Source organism: Janthinobacterium sp. GW822-FHT07H11 (genome assembly GCF_058798615.1).
Genome location: NZ_CM179507.1, coordinates 757,790 through 774,287 on the forward strand (window position 1 = coordinate 757,790; position 16,498 = coordinate 774,287).

The 16,498-nt window shown below is 62.6% G+C and carries 12 protein-coding genes; 6 read left to right on the forward strand and 6 right to left on the reverse strand.

Features of this window, described 5'->3' with window-relative positions:
- Window positions 1-25 precede the first annotated feature (25 nt).
- A complete protein-coding gene (rpoC, locus tag AC3RCJ_RS03360) occupies window positions 26-4,267 on the forward strand; it encodes a DNA-directed RNA polymerase subunit beta' (RefSeq protein ID WP_034753138.1) in 4,242 nt (1,413 codons plus the stop codon).
- Between the two features lie 67 nt (window positions 4,268-4,334).
- On the opposite strand, the gene AC3RCJ_RS03365 is transcribed toward rpoC, so the two are convergent.
- Window positions 4,335-5,792 (reverse strand): FAD-dependent oxidoreductase, encoded by a 1,458-nt coding sequence (locus AC3RCJ_RS03365; protein ID WP_492956918.1) that lies wholly within the window; start codon window positions 5,790-5,792, stop codon window positions 4,335-4,337.
- Window positions 5,793-5,893: 101 nt separating this feature from the next.
- Between AC3RCJ_RS03365 and AC3RCJ_RS03370 the strand changes: the two genes are divergently transcribed.
- The 3 genes from AC3RCJ_RS03370 to AC3RCJ_RS03380 all read left to right on the forward strand — a co-directional run bounded on the left by AC3RCJ_RS03370 (window position 5,894) and on the right by AC3RCJ_RS03380 (window position 8,365).
- The gene (locus AC3RCJ_RS03370; RefSeq protein WP_492965271.1) at window positions 5,894-6,508 is read left to right on the forward strand and encodes a TetR/AcrR family transcriptional regulator C-terminal domain-containing protein; all 615 of its coding nucleotides are present in this window, start codon (window positions 5,894-5,896) and stop codon (window positions 6,506-6,508) included.
- 248 nt (window positions 6,509-6,756) lie between these two features.
- Entirely contained in the window at window positions 6,757-7,443 is a 687-nt protein-coding gene (locus AC3RCJ_RS03375; protein WP_492956916.1) for an ArsR family transcriptional regulator, read from the forward strand.
- A gap of 82 nt (window positions 7,444-7,525) precedes the next feature.
- On the forward strand, window positions 7,526-8,365 hold the full coding sequence (locus AC3RCJ_RS03380) for an HDOD domain-containing protein (RefSeq protein WP_492957021.1): 840 nt from the start codon (window positions 7,526-7,528) through the stop codon (window positions 8,363-8,365).
- 71 nt (window positions 8,366-8,436) lie between these two features.
- Here the strand turns inward: AC3RCJ_RS03380 and AC3RCJ_RS03385 are convergent, their stop codons facing one another.
- The 4 genes from AC3RCJ_RS03385 to AC3RCJ_RS03400 all read right to left on the reverse strand — a co-directional run bounded on the left by AC3RCJ_RS03385 (window position 8,437) and on the right by AC3RCJ_RS03400 (window position 13,021).
- Window positions 8,437-10,257, reverse strand: a complete 1,821-nt coding sequence (locus AC3RCJ_RS03385) for a DUF885 domain-containing protein (protein ID WP_492956915.1) — start codon at window positions 10,255-10,257, stop codon at window positions 8,437-8,439.
- Window positions 10,258-10,391: 134 nt separating this feature from the next.
- Window positions 10,392-11,495 (reverse strand): M48 family metallopeptidase, encoded by a 1,104-nt coding sequence (locus AC3RCJ_RS03390; protein WP_492956914.1) that lies wholly within the window; start codon window positions 11,493-11,495, stop codon window positions 10,392-10,394.
- Window positions 11,492-12,658: an HPP family protein gene (locus tag AC3RCJ_RS03395; protein WP_492956913.1), complete on the reverse strand. Its 1,167-nt coding sequence runs from the start codon at window positions 12,656-12,658 to the stop codon at window positions 11,492-11,494. Before AC3RCJ_RS03395 ends, AC3RCJ_RS03390 begins: the two co-directional genes overlap by 4 nt.
- Before the next feature lie 66 nt (window positions 12,659-12,724).
- The gene (locus AC3RCJ_RS03400) at window positions 12,725-13,021 is read right to left on the reverse strand and encodes a DUF3349 domain-containing protein (protein WP_492956912.1); all 297 of its coding nucleotides are present in this window, start codon (window positions 13,019-13,021) and stop codon (window positions 12,725-12,727) included.
- A gap of 148 nt (window positions 13,022-13,169) precedes the next feature.
- Between AC3RCJ_RS03400 and AC3RCJ_RS03405 the strand changes: the two genes are divergently transcribed.
- Window positions 13,170-13,673, forward strand: a complete 504-nt coding sequence (locus tag AC3RCJ_RS03405) for a thioredoxin family protein (protein WP_492956911.1) — start codon at window positions 13,170-13,172, stop codon at window positions 13,671-13,673.
- 62 nt (window positions 13,674-13,735) lie between these two features.
- Here the strand turns inward: AC3RCJ_RS03405 and AC3RCJ_RS03410 are convergent, their stop codons facing one another.
- A complete protein-coding gene (locus AC3RCJ_RS03410; RefSeq protein ID WP_492956910.1) occupies window positions 13,736-14,233 on the reverse strand; it encodes an Lrp/AsnC family transcriptional regulator in 498 nt (165 codons plus the stop codon).
- A gap of 162 nt (window positions 14,234-14,395) precedes the next feature.
- Between AC3RCJ_RS03410 and AC3RCJ_RS03415 the strand changes: the two genes are divergently transcribed.
- Window positions 14,396-16,429, forward strand: coding sequence for an aminotransferase class V-fold PLP-dependent enzyme (locus tag AC3RCJ_RS03415; protein ID WP_492956909.1), 2,034 nt, complete (start codon window positions 14,396-14,398; stop codon window positions 16,427-16,429).
- Window positions 16,430-16,498: the final 69 nt, after the last annotated feature.

The window sequence follows — 16,498 nt, forward strand, 5'->3', positions numbered from 1 at the left end:
AATTTAATCACCTCTGGAGTGATACATGAAAGCACTGCTCGATCTATTCAAGCAAGTACAGACCAACGAGACCTTCGATGCAATCAAGATCGGTCTTGCTTCGCCTGAGAAAATCCGTTCGTGGTCCTACGGCGAAGTCAAAAAGCCGGAAACCATCAACTACCGTACCTTCAAGCCTGAGCGCGACGGCCTGTTCTGCGCCAAGATCTTTGGCCCGATCAAGGACTATGAATGCCTGTGCGGCAAGTACAAGCGCCTGAAGCACCGCGGCGTGATCTGCGAAAAGTGCGGCGTCGAAGTCACGCTGGCCAAGGTGCGCCGCGAGCGCATGGGCCACATCGAGCTGGCCTCGCCGACCGCGCACATCTGGTTCCTGAAGTCGCTGCCGTCGCGTCTGGGCATGGTCCTGGACATGACCCTGCGGGACATCGAACGCGTGCTGTACTTTGAAGCATACGTCGTAACCGACCCGGGCATGACCCCGCTGAAGAAGTGCCAGATCATGTCGGAAGACGACTACGCCGCCAAGTACGAAGAGTACGGCGACGACTTCACCGCCTTCATGGGCGCCGAAGGTATCCGTGAACTGCTGCGCTCGATCGACATCCACCGCGATGCCGAAACCCTGCGCGTGGAACTGAAGGAATCGAAATCCGAAGCCAAGATCAAGAAATACGCCAAACGCCTTAAGGTGTTAGAGGCGTTCCAGCGTTCGGGCATCAAGCCCGACTGGATGATCATGGAAGTGCTGCCAGTGCTGCCGCCGGAACTGCGTCCGCTGGTACCGCTGGACGGCGGCCGTTTCGCGACCTCGGATCTGAACGATCTGTATCGCCGCGTCATCAACCGTAACAACCGTCTGAAACGCCTGATGGAGCTGCGCGCTCCAGAGATCATCACGCGCAACGAAAAGCGCATGCTGCAAGAAGCGGTCGATTCGCTGCTGGACAACGGCCGTCGCGGCAAAGCGATGACCGGCGCCAACAAGCGTCCGCTGAAGTCCTTGGCCGAGATGATCAAGGGCAAGGGCGGCCGTTTCCGTCAAAACTTGCTGGGCAAACGCGTCGATTACTCCGGTCGTTCGGTCATCGTCGTGGGCCCGCAATTGAAACTGCATCAGTGCGGCTTGCCGAAACTGATGGCGCTGGAACTGTTCAAGCCATTCATTTTCAATAAACTGGAACTGATGGGTCTGGCGACCACGATCAAGGCCGCGAAAAAGCTGGTCGAGATCCAGGAACCGGTCGTGTGGGACATCCTGGAAGACGTGATCCGTGAACATCCGATCATGTTGAACCGCGCACCAACCTTGCACCGTCTGGGTATCCAGGCGTTCGAGCCAGTCCTGATTGAAGGCAAGGCCATCCAGCTGCACCCGCTCGTCTGCGCCGCATTCAACGCCGACTTTGACGGTGACCAAATGGCGGTCCACGTTCCTCTGTCGATCGAAGCGCAGATGGAAGCACGCACGCTGATGCTGGCATCGAACAACATCCTGTTCCCATCGAACGGCGAACCGTCGATCGTGCCTTCCCAGGATATCGTGCTCGGTCTGTACTACGCGACCCGCGAAGCGATCAATGCGAAGAACGAAGGGATGATGTTCCCTGACGTGTCGGAAGTGATCCGCGCCTACGACAACAAGGAAGTCGAACTGACGACCCGCGTCACCGTGCGTATTACCGAATACCCGAAAAACGCCGAAACGGGCGAATTCGAAAAAACGGTGACCCGCTACGAAACGACGATCGGCCGTGCGATCCTGTCGGAAATTCTGCCGAAAGGCCTGCCGTTCTCCGTCTTGAACCGCGCGCTGAAAAAGAAAGAAATTTCCAAGCTGATCAACACCTCGTTCCGCAAGTGCGGCCTGCGCGCCACCGTGGTGTTCGCAGACAAACTGATGCAATCGGGTTTCCGCCTGGCGACACGCGCCGGTATCTCGATCTGCGTCGACGACATGCTGGTACCGCCGCAAAAAGTTACCCTGATCGCGACGGCCGAGTCGGAAGTCAAGCAGATCGAACAGCAATACGCCTCGGGTCTCGTGACCGCCGGCGAGCGTTACAACAAGGTCGTCGATATCTGGGGCAAGACCTCGGATGAAGTCGGCAAGGCCATGATGGACCAGCTCAAAGTCGAAGACGTGATCCGCCGCGACGGCACCAAGTCGACGCAGGAATCGTTCAACGCCATTTACATGATGGCCGACTCCGGCGCGCGCGGTTCCGCAGCCCAGATTCGCCAGTTGGCCGGTATGCGTGGTCTGATGGCCAAACCGGATGGCTCGATTATCGAAACGCCGATTACCGCGAACTTCCGCGAAGGTCTGAACGTTTTGCAGTACTTCATTTCGACCCACGGTGCGCGTAAAGGTCTGGCCGATACGGCGCTGAAAACGGCGAACTCCGGTTACCTGACGCGTCGTCTGGTTGACGTGACGCAAGACTTGGTGGTGATCGAGGACGATTGCGGCACCATGAACGGCGCCGTCATGAAGGCACTGGTCGAAGGTGGTGAAGTCATCGAACCGTTGCGTGACCGTATCCTCGGCCGCGTGGTGGTGCATGACGTCGTCAATCCTGAAACCCAGGAAACGCTGTACGAAGCCGGCACCCTGATGGACGAAGACATGGTCGAAGAGATCGAGCGTCTGTCCATCGATGAAGTCAAGGTCCGCACGCCACTGACTTGCGACACGCGCTTCGGCCTGTGCGCCAAGTGCTATGGCCGCGATCTGGGCCGCGGCATGCTGGTCAACGCCGGCGAAGCCGTCGGTGTGGTGGCAGCGCAGTCGATTGGTGAACCTGGTACCCAGCTGACCATGCGTACGTTCCACATTGGTGGCGCGGCATCGCGTGCGGCAGTGGCATCGTCGGTGGAAGCGAAGTCGAACGGTACCATCCGCTTCACGGCAACCATGCGTTACGTGACGAACGGCAAGGGCGCGCAAATCGTCATTTCCCGTTCCGGCGAAGTGCTGATTACCGACGACCACGGCCGTGAGCGTGAGCGTCATAAAGTACCGTACGGTGCGACCCTGATCGTCAAGGACGGCATGGTCATCAAGGCCGGTACGGCCCTGGCAACGTGGGATCCGCTGACCCGTCCGATCATTACCGAATACGCCGGTCAAGTGCGTTTCGAGAACGTCGAGGAAGGCGTCACCGTGGCCCGTCAGGTCGACGAAGTGACCGGTCTGTCCACCCTGGTGGCGATCGATGCGAAACGTCGCGGTTCGCTGACCAAGACCCTGCGTCCGCAAGTCAAGCTGATCAACGACGCGAACGAAGAAGTCAAGATCGCCGGCACCGAGCACTCGGTGGCGATCGGCTTCCAGGTCGGCGCGCTGATCATGGTCAAGGACGGTCAACAGGTATCGGTGGGTGAAGTGCTGGCACGTATCCCGACCGAATCGCAAAAAACGCGCGATATTACCGGTGGTCTGCCACGCGTTGCGGAACTGTTCGAAGCGCGCTCGCCGAAAGATGCCGGCATGTTGGCGGAAGTCACGGGTACGGTTGCGTTCGGTAAAGAAACCAAGGGCAAGCAGCGTCTGGAAATCACGGACATGGACGGCAACAAGCATGAGTTCTTGATCACCAAGGACAAACAAGTGCTGGTGCATGACGGCCAAGTCGTGAACAAGGGCGAGATGATCGTGGACGGCCCGGCCGATCCGCAAGACATCCTGCGCCTGCTGGGTATCGAAGCGCTGGCACGTTACATCGTTGACGAAGTGCAAGACGTGTACCGTCTGCAAGGCGTGAAGATCAATGACAAGCACATCGAAGTGATCGTGCGTCAGATGCTGCGCCGCGTGCAGATCGTCAATGCCGGCGACACCAACTACATCGTTGGCGAGCAGGTAGAGCGTTCGGAACTGCTGGACGAGAACGATCGCATGGCCGTTGAGAACAAGATTCCAGCGACCTACGAAAACGTCTTGTTGGGTATTACCAAGGCATCGCTGTCGACCGATTCGTTCATCTCGGCCGCATCGTTCCAGGAAACCACCCGCGTGCTGACCGAAGCGGCGATCATGGGCAAGCGCGATGGTCTGCGCGGCCTGAAAGAGAACGTCATCGTCGGCCGCCTGATTCCTGGCGGTACGGGCCTGGCCTTCCACCGCGCACGCAAAGAGAAAGAAGCGTGGGAAGTGGAAGAGCGTCAAGCACTGCTGCTGGCCGAGAAAGCCTCGATGGCCGGCGAAGCTGCCGAAGCGCTGCAGGACATCGAGACCCAGCAACACCACGGCGACGAAGCGTAATCCACGCTGCTAGCTGACAAGAACGGCACCTTCGGGTGCCGTTTTTTTTCGTCTTGAGATAAGTCAATCAGAGCGCGTGGTCTGCGTAGCCATCGGGCCGGATCAGCAGGCTCTTGATGCCGGCCAGTTGCGGGCAGCCGGGTTTGATCGTCAACGCAGTGAGCCAGGCCGCATCGAAACGATACGGCTGTGCCGCGCGGGCTACATCGCCAACGGCCAGTTGCAGCCATTTTCCTGCGTGCAGTAGTTCATGGATGCTCACGGCCGTGCCGTCGGCCAGGCGCAGCAGCCAGTCGGGTACGCGCCGGCCGATCCAGTCTGCGTTGCCGGTGCCGGTGCCGGCGCCGGCGTCCGAGGCCAGCGGCACGGGATAGCGCAGGCCAAAGCCGGACAACTCGCCGGCCAGCGCGCGGTTCACCTCCGGCTGCGCCAGCATGTCGCTGACGGTGGCGCGCAGGGCCAAGGTATGCTCGTCAAAACGCGTCAGCATGGCCGTTTGCGCGAGCGTATTGTGCTGCAAGGACACGCCAACCGGATGACGCTCGGCATGGTAGCTGTCGAGCAGGCTATCCGCTGCATATCCCTTGAGCACGCCTGCCAGCTTCCAACCCAGGTTCATCGCGTCCTGCATGCCCACGTTCATGCCCTGGCCACCAGCCGGCATGTGGATGTGGGCGGCATCACCGGCCAGAAAGACGCGGCCCCGGCGATAGTGCCGGGCCAGCCGTGTTTCGTCGCTGAAGCGCGACAGCCAACTGGCGTCATGCAGGCCGAAATCGTGGTCCGCGATGGCCGTGCTGGCCTGCGACAATTCCTCCACGCTGGCCGCTTGCGCCGCTACGGCTTGCGAACGACGCGCCTTCATGGCAATGACGCGGTAGCGGCCTTTTCCCAGCGGCACGATCATCAGGCTGCCTGCCGCATTCGTCAGCGACAGCATGGGCGACGCGGGCGGATGCCGCAGCAGCACGTCACCCATCAGCATGCTGCAGGTGGCGGCCACGCCGTCAAACGCGATGCCCGCCTGCTGGCGGACCAGGCTGCGGCCACCGTCGGCGCCGACCAGGTAGGGCGCGCGCAGGCAGAACGGGACGCCATCGCGCATGCCTGCCACCGTCACGCCGTTCTCATCCTGCTGCGTCTGTTCCACGAGCGCGCCGCGCACGATGGCCACGCCATCTTCCAGCAGTTGCTCCTCCAGCAGACGTTCCGTGGTGCTTTGCGGCAGCAGCAAGGTATAGGGGTGGGGCGAGTCGAAGCCGGAAAAATCGAGCCGGGTATCGAGGCCTGCGTAATGGCCGCTGGAAAGGGACTTGCCCAGTGCGACAAAGCGCTGGTCCAGGCCCCGCAAGCCCAGCATTTCCAGGGTGCGGCCATGGATGCTCAGTGCGCGCGACTGTGCGCTGGGCTCCCGCCGCCGCTCCAGGATGGTCACGCGGATGCCCGCCAGGCGCAGTTCGCAGGCCAGGGTCAGGCCCACGGGGCCGGCGCCCACGATGATGACTTCGGTATCACTATTGTTCATGCTGCCCTCAATCTAACATTGTTAGTCTGTGTAAAATGGTAAACTAACGACGTTAGAGTTTCAAGGAAAATGAGAAGAAAATGAAAATTCAACGCGAAGCCGTGGTAGCCAAGGCGCTCGATTTGCTGGACGAAGTGGGTATCGAAGGCTTGACCATGCGCCGCCTGGCCGACGCGATGGGCATCAAGGCCGCTTCGCTGTATTGGCATTTCTCAAACAAGCAGGCCTTACTCGATGGCATGGCCGACGTGCTGATCGAAGACGTGGCAAGGACGGTCGATGTCGATGCCAGCTGGGAAGGGCAATTGCGCCAGGTAGCGGCACAAATGCGCGCGGCATTATCGGCACGCCGTGATGGCGTGCGCGTGTTTGGCGGCACCTACGTGATATCGGAAAATGTGTTTCGGGTTGCCGAAGCATTAATCGGTCCCATGCGTTCAGCGGGAGCATCGGAAAAGCTGGCCAGCTGGAGCGCATTTACATTGTTATATTATGTGCTTGGCTTTGTCATGGAAGCGCAGGGTGCGGGACCGGGCAGCGCAGCTATGCATGCATTATCGGATCGGCGCGCCGATTTTGCCGCCCAGGCCGCAGACCGTTATCCACATGTACTTGCATCCATGGATGCGATTTTCGATACACAAATTGATGCACGTTTTGACGCGGGGCTCGATTTGATTATCATCGGCTTGCATGCGAAGATCAAGACGGGCTAAAACGCCATAGTATTGACGGTATTAACTCGGCCTGGCACGCGCCTATCTTTATTGCCGAGTTAATTTAATGCATTTGCGCATATTCTTAACTCGTCCCCCCCTTTATCTTGCCTGTCTTGCAGTGAGCGCTCACATTGTTTTCTTGCCATGCGCACCTTGCATGGCCGCCGCATTGCCGTGCCCTGTCAGGATGGCAGGGGGCATGGAGCGGCGCCGCTGCCTGCGTGAAGGAGCGTTGCGCAAATGCCTTGCTGCCTGCGGGCTGCACCAATTATCAGTTTATTCATGCTAAGATTTGGCGCATGATTGCCCAAGCCCTGTTTACTCCCGCCCAGCAGAAACTGCTGGGATTGCTGTTTGTTCGCGTGAATGAAGGCTTCCACTTGAACGAGATCATGCGCCTGACCGGCCTCGGTAGTGCATCGGCGCAACGCGAACTGCGCCGCCTGCATGATGCCGGCCTGCTGACCTCCGAACGCATCGGTAATGTGCGGCGTTTCTGGCCGAACAAGGAAAGCCTCGTGTATCCCGAATTGAGTGGCCTGGTACAGAAGACTTTCGGCCTCGTCGGCGTGCTCAGCACGACCCTGGCGCCATTGCGCAGGCAGCTGCACCTGGCGTTTGTCTACGGCGCCACGGCGAAAGGGCAGGATGCACCGGGCAGCGCCATTGATTTGCTGCTGGTGGGAGACGAGGCCAATTATGGCGATTTATTGACGCGACTTGTGCCCGCCGAGCGAACCTTGCGGCGTAAAATCAATCCCAACTTATATACCTTGGCCGATTATCAGCGGCGCCTGCGCGAAGGCCAGCCATTCCTGTTGCAGGTATTACAGCAGCCCAAGCTGTTTGTCATTGGCGACGAACTGACAGTAAAGGAGTTGGCAATACAGGATGGGCAGCGGCAAGCGCAAGGCATTCCCTCCGTTCTTTAAACGCAGGGACTGGGAATATCAGTTTCTGATATAAAGCGTAGATGAATTGCTGGAATAATATCTGAGGCGGGTCTATCGTATGATGAATAAACTGCAGGCATTTGGCTTGATCGTATCCCAGGCGGTACGCGGAGAATTAACTTTCCCCACCAGTGTTAATTCCGCATTGCAATTACAATTGGCCTTGGCCGAACCGGACTGCCATATCGACCATGCCATCAAGCTGGTATTGGCAGAGCCTTTGCTGGCGGCGCGCACGGTGGCCCTGGCCAACTCGGCTGTCTACAGCCGCGGCGATGCGCCGCCCGTGACCAGCGTGCGCGCCGCCGTCATGCGCATGGGCTACCGCAATCTGTATTCGCTGGTGGCGGCCATGGTGGTGCGCCAGTTTGGCAGCAAGATCATCGATCCCGTGCTGCGCCAGAAGGCGGCCCAGTTGTGGGAGCACACGGCAAACGTGGCAGCGCTGGCGCACGTGATCGCCCGCCGGGTCACGCATGTCGATCCCGACACCGCGCTGTTTACGGGCATCGTGCATGAAGTGGGCGGTTTTTACCTGCTGTCGCGGGCCGACGAATTCCCCGGCCTGCTCGACGACGATGCGGATCACTGGATGGAATCGGCGGAGGAAATCATTTCCCGCGAAGTCATGAAGAAGTTGCTGATTCCGCAAGCCGTCAGCGAAGCCATCGAAGGCTTGCGTGATGGCTTGCTCTCGATTCCGCCCGACTCGCTGCTCGACACCTTGCTGCTGGCCAAGCAATTGTCGCCCGTCCCTTCGCCATTGCAAGCCACCTTCGTCGAAATGCTCACGCCGTCCGACTCCGTGATCGACTTCATCATCGACAATGAGACGCTGCAAAGCATCCTCGCGGAATCGGCCGAGGAAGTGCGCTCGATGAGCGCGGCACTGCTGGTATAAGCGCCAACGCGGCAAGTAAAAAACGGCGACCCCCGTGAAGGTGCCGCCGTCCTGTATGCGCATGTCGTTTTTTATTTCTGCTGCGCTATCCAGCGGTCGACCTTGGCTTCGAGCAGTTTCAGGGGCAGGGTGCCGTCGCCGAGCACCACTTCATGGAATTTCTGCAGGCTGAACTTGTCGCCCAGCGCCTGTTGCGCGCGCTGGCGCAGTTCGACGATTTTCAGCGCGCCGATCTTGTAGCCCAGCGCCTGGCCCGGCCAGGCCATGTAGCGTTCCGTCTCGCTCCTCGCCACGGCGTCGTAGCCCAGGGTGTCGCGCATGTACTTGATCGTCTGCTCGCGCGTCCATCCCTTGGCGTGCAAGCCCGTGTCGACCACCAGGCGCACGGCGCGCAGCATTTCGTCGTTCAGGTGGCCAAAGTACTGGGCCGGGTCGTCGAACAGGCCCATTTCCTTGCCCAGCGTTTCCGCGTACAGGGCCCAGCCTTCCGTGAAGGCATTGTTGCCGCCGAATCGGCGGAAGTTTGGCAAGTCCATCTCTTGCACCAGTGCCAGGTGGAAATGGTGGCCGGGCTTGCCTTCGTGCAGGAACAAGGTGGTCATGCCCGTGTCGCCATACAGTGTCGGATCGGTGACGACGGACCAGAACACGCCGGGGCGCGAACCGTCGGCGGCGGGGGCCGTGTAGTGGTCGGCGGCCGTGTCGCGGCTCAGTTCAGGCTCCAGGCGCAAGTCCAGCGGCGCCTTTGGCGTCAGCGTGAACAGGGCCGGCAATTTGCTGTCGAGCAGCACGTTCAGCTTGCGGTAGACGTCGAGTACTTCCTGTTCCGTCTTGAATGGGCGGTACTTTGCCTGTTCCGAGACCCATACGGGCAGGCCGGCGGCCGGGCCGGTGTAGCCCATCTTCGGTCCCACGATCGCATATTGTTCCTGGATGCGCGCTACTTCCTTCAAGCCGATGGCGTGGATCTGTTCCGGTTTCAAATCCGTGGTGGTGCTGGACGCCACGCGCGCCTGGTACCAGGCCGCGCCGTCGGGCAGGGCGCTCCAGCCGCTGCTCGTGCGGCCGGCCGGCAGGTAATCGCGTTCCATGAACGTGGCCAGCCGCTGCAGCGCCGGCATCAGCTTGGCCTCGATGATGACGGTATAGGTTTGCGTCAGGCGCTCCTTGTCGGCCGCCGAAAAGCCGGCGGGCAGGTTCTTGATCGGCGTGTAATAGACGCTGTCCTGCGGCGTGGCGCTGACAAGTTTCTTGAATTGCGGCAGCGCCGATTCGATCAGTGGCTTGGGCAGCACGATGCCTTGCTGCATGCCGACGCGCATGTTGGCGATGGCCTGGTCTATCCACGCCGGCAATTGACCGATACGGCTCAGGTAAGCATTGTATTGCTTGACGCTCGTCAGGGGCTGCGACGCTTCGCCACCCGCGTAGTTGGCCAGGGTGACGGGCATGCTGTCCATCTGGTTCAAGGGCAGCAGGTATTCGGGGAAACGCTCGAGCGAGAGGGCCGAGGCCAGTTCATAGTCGAGGATGTCGTAATTGATCTGGTCCTGGTGCGACAGTTGCTGGCGCGCGATGGCGCGCAGGGTCTTCTGGTACTGGCGGTACAGGGTGAACTGTTTGGCGCGCGCGGCGGGCACGATGGCTGCACCGAGCTGGTCGTCAAAACGGTTGTCGCCGCTTTCGGTGGCATTGATCGGCTCGAAACGGGCCAGCGCATCGTAATACTGGTCGGCCACGACTTGCAATTGCTGCCTGGCCTGCGGCGCACTGACAGCGGGCGCGATGGCCGCCTTGGCGGCGGGCTGGGCTGCTTGCGTCAGCGGCGCATGGGCGAGTAACAGGGAGACGGCCAGGGTGCCGAGGGTGCCGGCGGCAAAACGATGCTTCATGCGCGATATCCTTTGTAAGGAGAATGAACGGAGGCGTAGCGAGGTCGGGGTAGCCGCTCGCGGGGGGAACAGCCGGGGCGTAAGCATACGCGATTGCCCGCGGCGTTTGGATAAATTGTGTGGATGAAATGTTGCTATTTTGCCGGGAGCGGCAGGGCCGCTTTCATGCCTTGCCAGTGACTGCTGGTCAATGCGCGGCAGGCCGGGCAGGGCGTGGCCGCGATCAAGGCGCGCAGGTTCTGCGCGCGCGCCGCCGTTTGCGGATGCGAGGAAATCCAGCGGGGCGCGCTGGCCTTGTGCTGTTCCTGTGAATCCAGTTTCTGGAAGAAGGACAGCATGCCGTCCGGACGGATCTGCGCGCGCTGCAGGGTATGCAGGCCGAGCCGGTCCGCCTCTTCTTCCATGTCGCGGCTGAAATACAGGGTGCCGGCCTGGTGCGCCAGCATGGCGGCCACGGCACTGATGTCGCCGATGGTCAGGCCCACCAGCGCACCCCAGCCCAGGCTGCTGATCATTTGCCGCAGCGAATGGCGCTGCTCCACGTGCTGCACTTCATGCGCGAGCACGCCGGCCACTTCGCCCGGATCGGACGCCTGGCGCAGCAAGCCCGTATGGACGACGATGATGCCGCCCGGCATGGCAAAGGCGTTGACGCTGTCATCTTGCTTGACCAGCCAGCGGTACTGGTAGCGCGAACCGGCCGTCAGGCGCTGGCCGATGTCCTGCACCGTTTGCTGCGCCGCACCATTTTCGATGAGGCCGCCCTGCGCGCGTATTTGTGCCAGGGCCAGTTCACCCAGTTGCCTTTCCGTCGCCAGGGGAATCAGCCCGGCCAATGCGCCGATGGCATTGCCACCTTGCCACCACAGCAGGGCCGTGGCGACGACAGCCGCGCCCGTCAAGCCGGCCAGCCAGCCCGAGACCTGCCGCCGGTTGCGCCCGCGCTCGCGCCACAGGCGCTGCAGCGGCGGTTGCAGCGCAGCCGGCGCTTCTTTTAACACGATGGCGATGTCGTCCGCTGTCAGCGGTTTGAGCGACGCCTGCCGGCCCTGCGCATCGAGCCAGTTCAGGAACAGTTCCGGGCCGTCGACACCGCCCACGCTGACGACCAGTTGCGCGATATCAATGCTGGAGCCGGGCGTATCGATGACCAGCTGCGCGCCAAAAAAATACGCGCTGACGGCGGTCCCTGCGGAGCCGCCGACGGGACCGGTCAGCAGCGCCTGGAACGGCGTCATGCGGCGGCCTCGGCAAACCGGCTTTCGTACAGGGCCGCCATCAGGTCGGACTGGCTGATGATGCCGGCCAGGCGCTCTTCATCGTCGAGGATGGGAATATGGTGGTAGCCGGCGTCGGCCATCAGGGGCACGAGATCGATGATGGGTGTGCCCAGGCGGGCCGTGTGCGGCGCCGGCGTCATCAGCTGGCCCACCACCTCGGGCTTGTCGCCGTGGGACAGGCCGCTGCGCTGCAGCAGGCCGCGCAGGCGCTGGCGCATGCCCTGGTAATCGTCGAGGCCGCCATGGCGCAGGAAATCCGTCTGTGTGATGATGCCGATCACCCGGCGCGCCCGGTTCAGCACGGGCAGGGCGCCCACATCGTGCTCGCGCATGGTGCGCCAGGCAACATCGAGCGGCGTGCCGAATTCCACGCTGAGCACGTCCTTCGACATGATGTCGGCGCAGGTGACGACGCCGAAGCGGCGCTGGTAGGCGCGCATTTCCGTCTGCAGGAAGATCGCCTGCAAGTCGTCGCGGCTGATGTCGAGCACTTCGCTGTGCTGGCGCAGCACGGCATCGAGGTCGTCCGGCGAAAAGCCCAGGCGCGTGCTGGGCACCGCATCGCTGGTGGCGTGCGGATGGGGATGGGCCAGCTGCTGCGTGTGCGGGTAGCGGCGTCCCGTCAGGTTGTTGTACAGCACGGCGCAGGCGACCAGGATGGCCGAATTGAACAGCACGGTGATGAAGACGAATTCAAAGCCGGCCGCATGTACGCTGGCGCCGCCGACGACGGTGGTCAGCGCCACGGCGCCGCCCGGCGGATGCAGGCAGCGCAGGGCGAACATGGCGCCGATGGCCAGGCAAGCGGCCAGCGCCGCCACGCCCACGCTGGGGCCCAGCCATTTGACGCAGGCCACGCCCACCAGGCCGGAGACCACATTGCCGCCCACCACCGACCACGGCTGCGCCAGCGGGCTGGCGGGCAGGCAGAACAGCAGCACGGCCGAGGCACCCATGGGCGCGATCAAGTACACGCTGGCGCTATTCGGGGCCAGCAGGAAATGGCAGACCAGGCCCGTCAGCAGCAAGCCGCAGATGGCGCCCGCGCACGCGCGCAGCTGTTCGCGGCGGCTGCCGTTGTTCGGTTGTGGCAGCCAGCGTGCCAGGAAAGAAGTCGTCATGGTGGGAGGGACGTTGCTCAAGCTGAGCCGGGCATTATCCCACGCAGTCCGCTTCGCTGCAGGCGGCTAGTCTGCCGTGCAGATTGCCGTCCAGCCATGCGGCTCGAGCACGGCCTTTTGCGCGGCGATGGCGGCGGCGGGCGGCGGCGTGCTCGCGGCGACGTACAGCTCGTTCAATACCCGCGCGGCATCCTTGCCCGTGACGTCGGCGATCAGGTCGGCCAGGTTCCGGTCTGAAAAGTGTGCATACAACAGGGCCAGCAGGGGCATATAGGCAGCCTCGGGAATGCCGCCTGGATAGGCGCGGCGCAGCATGCGCGCCGCGCCGGACAGCGATGGGTGCAGTGGATTGGGGGTGCGCATGCGTTCTCCTCGTGGTCGCTTATGCGTTTTCCGCATAAGCACAGTGCGAATTAATTGTAGATATTTCTTTAGAGCAGGCATATTCTAGACAGTCACGCCCGCTGGCGCTCGTTCAGCCGGCCTCACGATTGTCTACCAGGAGTCTTGCATGCGCCTACCCGTCCTTCTCGCCAGCCTGCTGTTCGCGGGCGCCGCCGTTGCCGCCGCGCCCACGCCAGGCGCGCCAGCGGCCGCCACGCCGCACCTTCCCTACAGCGCCACGGCCGATGCCAAGGCCGATGTGGCGCAGGCCCTGGCCGATGCCAGGGCGGCCCGCGTGCCCGTGCTGCTGATCTTTGGCGCCAACTGGTGCGAGGATTGCCGCGCGCTCGATCAGGCCTTGAAGGAAGGTAAGAATGCGCAACTGATGCGGCAGGAATTCAAGGTCGTGAAGGTCGACGTGGGCAACTTCGACCATAACCTTGATGTGGCGCATGCCTATGGCAACCCGCTCAAGAAAGGCATTCCGGCTGCCGTGCTGGTGTCGAGCGACACCAACGAGGTGCTGTACGCCACCAAGGGCGGCGAACTGGCGAACGCGCGCCGCATGAGCGAGAGCGGCATCTATGATTTCTTCAAGCACGCCGCGACCCTGAAAAAGCCGGCCATTTAATTGGCTGGCATGGCCTGCGGCTGCACACCCTTTCCATTCGCGCCCGGCGCGATGAGAAGCGATCAGGCAGGCAAGCCGTGGGCGATCAATTCCAGCGGCAGTTCCGTGCTGCACTTGATCTGCTCCATGGAAAAGGCGGACGACACGCCCGTCAGCTGCACGGCCTTGATGAGCTTTTTATAGAACGTGTCATAGCCCTTGATGTCGGTGGTGACGACTTTCAGCAGGTAGTCGATGTCGCCGCTCATGCGGTGGAATTCCTGCACCTCGGGCAGCACGATGACGGCGGCGGCAAAGCGGCGCAGCCATTTTTCGTCATGCTGGCCGGTGCGCACGCTGACGAACACCGTCACCGGCAAGCCTACTTTTTGCCGGTTGACGATGGCCACGCGGCCCTCGATATACCCTTCTTCCTCCAGCCGCTTGACTCTTTTCCAGCAGGGCGTGCTGGACAGGCCTATTCTTTCGCTGAGGGCGGCGATCGACAGGGTGCCGTCCTGCTGCAGGGCGGCCAGGATCGCGCAGTCGAATTTGTCGAGCGCGGCGCTTGGTGAATTCATTTTATGATTTTCCATTTTGTAGCATGTATGTGCTACATATTACCGTGTTTGCAGTGACTTTTGGCATATCTTCACGGGCGCCCGCGGGTAGACTGTCAACATGTTCAAGCCGCGCTCGCCGCTCCTTTATCGCCGCCTTTATAGATTGCCCAGACTGCCATCATGAAAGAAATCTACCTCGACAGCAATGCCACCACCTGCGTGCTGCCGGCCGCTGTCGCCGCCGCCAAGCAAGCCATGGAACAGGGTTACGGCAACCCCAGCAGCACCCACGCCACGGGCTTGCAGGCCAAGGCCATGATGGATGGCGTGCGCCAGCGGGCCAGGCGCCTGCTGGGCACGGGCGACGGGCGCCTGATGTTCAACAGCGGCGCCACCGAAGGCATCCAGACGGCCGTGCTGTCGGCTCTGTGTGCGCTGCGCGAACGGCGCGACGCTGGCAAGCGCATCGGCAGCCTGCTGCTGTATGGCGCGACCGAGCACAAGGCCGTGCCGGAGAGCCTGGCGCACTGGAACCGCCTGCTGGGCCTGAACCTGGAAGTGCGCAAGTTGCCCGTCGATGCGCAGGGGCGCCACGATCTGCAGGCGCTCGGCGCGCTGATCGGCGAGACGGCCATGCTGTGCACGATGGCGGCGAATAATGAAACGGGCGTCATCAGCGACCTGTCGGCCATCGCGCAACTGCTGCGCGAGCGTGGCGCCGATGCCTACTGGATGGTCGATTGCGTGCAGGCGCTGGGCAAGCTGCAGCTGAACCTGGCCGCCACGCGCATCGATTACGCGCCGTTTTCCGGTCACAAGCTGTATGCGCCCAAGGGCATCGGCATGCTGTACGTGCGCGCCGGTGCACCGTTCACGCCGCTGATGATGGGCGGCGGGCAGGAAACGGGCTTGCGCTCGGGCACGGAAAACATGGCCGGCATCGCTGCGCTGGGCGCCGTCCTGGCGGCACTGGAAGATGGCCAGACCTTCCGCGACCAGGCGGCACTGGCGGCGTTCCGCGCGCGCCTGGTAGCCAGCCTGGAGCAGGCCTTCCCTGGCATCGTCTTCAATATGCCATTCGAGCTGTCGCTGCCGACCACGCTCAATTTTTCCGTGCCGGGGCTGTCGTCGAAAGAGCTGCTGGACCTGTTCGATGCGGCGCGCGTGCGCGTCAGCTCGGGCAGCGCCTGTTCCGCCGCCAAGGCCCTGCCCAGCTATGTACTGGAAGCGATGCATGTGCCGCAATGGCGCGCCAGCTCCGCCATCCGCCTGTCGTTCGGCCCGCTGATTGACGCGGCCACCATCGCGGCCGCCTGCGCGCGCATCGAGCGCTGCGGCGAGGCGCTGCGCAGCAGCTGTTTGCTGCCGTCGGCGCTGGCGCCATCGCCGCATGACGGCGTGATTCAGCTCAGCGTCGATGGCCAGTGCACCTGGCTGCTCAGCGACGCGGCCAGCGCCAGTTGCGTCGTCATCGATCCTGTCGCCGCGCTGCTGCCGCGCCTGGCCGCCTTCATCCGCTGCCAGCACTACACGCTTGCCGCCGTCGTGCAGACGGCGCCACCGGCGGACGGCGGCGCGGCGCGCCTGGAATTGCTGCGGGAACTGGGCATCGAACAGGTGGGCCACATCGATAGCGATGACGGTCTGGATCTGGGCCGGCAGCGGCTGCGCCGCGTCGACTGCGGCGACGCCCACGCGTATCTGCTGGAGCGGCGCTTCGCCTTTGTCGGCGCCCTGGCGCCGCAGGCCGTCGCCACCTTGCTGGCGGATGGCCTGGTGACGCCCGATACCGTGCTGTGCGCATCGGGCGACGACAACCGCATTTGCAGTACCGTGCGCGCCCTGCAGCAGGACGCCGACCTGGCGCCAGCGGCCGAGCTGCAACTGGACGCCGGCGGTTTGCCGGCATTCCTGCGTCAGCATCCCGACGCCATCCTCGTCGACGTGCGCGAGGCGTATGAACACGCGGCTTGCGCCGGCACCGTCTTCGACGCTTGCGAAGTGCGCAGCGTGCCCCTGAGTCGCCTGGCGGGACAGGTCGGCGCGTGGCTGCGGGAACCGCAGCGTCCGCTGGTATTTTTCTGCCGCAGCGGCAACCGCAGCGCGCGCGCGGCCGCCTGCCTGCGCCGCCTCGGCCATGCGGCGGCGTGGCAACTCACCGGCGGCATGGCGATGGCCGAAGCGACGCGCCATCGGCTGGCGATCGCCGCCTGAGCAAGCCGGTGCTACCCTGGCTATAGTTTCCTGTTTGAAATTTGCATCGCGCGCCAGGCGGCGCGGTGC

What these genes read in the sequence shown, in the direction of transcription:
- AC3RCJ_RS03415 (WP_492956909.1), top strand. Translation starts at nt 14,396, where the DNA reads ATGAAAGAAATCTACCTCGACAGCAATGCCACCACCTGCGTGCTGCCG.
- AC3RCJ_RS03365 (WP_492956918.1), bottom strand. Translation starts at nt 5,792, where the DNA reads ATGAACAATAGTGATACCGAAGTCATCATCGTGGGCGCCGGCCCCGTG.
- AC3RCJ_RS03385 (WP_492956915.1), bottom strand. Translation starts at nt 10,257, where the DNA reads ATGAAGCATCGTTTTGCCGCCGGCACCCTCGGCACCCTGGCCGTCTCC.
- AC3RCJ_RS03410 (WP_492956910.1), bottom strand. Translation starts at nt 14,233, where the DNA reads ATGAATTCACCAAGCGCCGCGCTCGACAAATTCGACTGCGCGATCCTG.
- AC3RCJ_RS03380 (WP_492957021.1), top strand. Translation starts at nt 7,526, where the DNA reads ATGAATAAACTGCAGGCATTTGGCTTGATCGTATCCCAGGCGGTACGC.
- rpoC (WP_034753138.1), top strand. Translation starts at nt 26, where the DNA reads ATGAAAGCACTGCTCGATCTATTCAAGCAAGTACAGACCAACGAGACC.
- AC3RCJ_RS03400 (WP_492956912.1), bottom strand. Translation starts at nt 13,021, where the DNA reads ATGCGCACCCCCAATCCACTGCACCCATCGCTGTCCGGCGCGGCGCGC.
- AC3RCJ_RS03405 (WP_492956911.1), top strand. Translation starts at nt 13,170, where the DNA reads ATGCGCCTACCCGTCCTTCTCGCCAGCCTGCTGTTCGCGGGCGCCGCC.
- AC3RCJ_RS03390 (WP_492956914.1), bottom strand. Translation starts at nt 11,495, where the DNA reads ATGACGCCGTTCCAGGCGCTGCTGACCGGTCCCGTCGGCGGCTCCGCA.
- AC3RCJ_RS03395 (WP_492956913.1), bottom strand. Translation starts at nt 12,658, where the DNA reads ATGACGACTTCTTTCCTGGCACGCTGGCTGCCACAACCGAACAACGGC.